The organism is Pseudomonas sp. EA_65y_Pfl1_P113 (assembly GCF_963970525.1).
Lineage (GTDB): Bacteria > Pseudomonadota > Gammaproteobacteria > Pseudomonadales > Pseudomonadaceae > Aquipseudomonas > Aquipseudomonas tritici.
Map to the genome: position 1 here is coordinate 1 of NZ_CAXAQM010000460.1, position 481 is coordinate 481.

Annotated in this window: 1 protein-coding gene; it reads left to right on the plus strand. The window is 64.4% G+C overall.

The annotated features are described in order from the left end of the window. Nucleotides 1-4 precede the first annotated feature (4 nt). On the plus strand, nucleotides 5-481 hold a 477-nt coding region (locus AACY52_RS30565; RefSeq protein WP_339561423.1), incomplete at its 3' end, for an MFS transporter.

Here is a 481-nt window from a genome sequence, read left to right on the forward strand (position 1 = left end):
AACCTTGTGGGAAGCGGTCGGCTTCTCCGAGGATTATGCCTTGCAGACCACCATCCTGTCGGGCGTGCTGTCGATTGGCGCGGGGGTCTTCACGATCGCGTTCGTTGACAAGATCGGGCGCAAGCCGCTGCTGCTGATCGGCTCGGCCGGCATGGCGGTAACGCTGGCGACGGTGGCCTATGCCTTCTCGACCGCCGTGACCGCGCCTGATGGCGGAGTGTCGCTGCCCGGTAATAACGGCGTGATCGCGCTGGTCGCGGCCAATCTGTACGTCGTCTTCTTCAACTTCAGCTGGGGCCCGATCATGTGGGTCATGCTGGGCGAAATGTTCCCGAACCAGATCCGCGGGTCGGGGCTGGCGGTGTCGGGCTTTGCACAGTGGATCGCCAATGCGGCGATCTCGGTCAGCTTCCCGGCGCTGGCGGTGTCGCCCGGCTTGGCGGTCACCTATACGGGCTATGCCGTGTTCGCAGGCATCTCG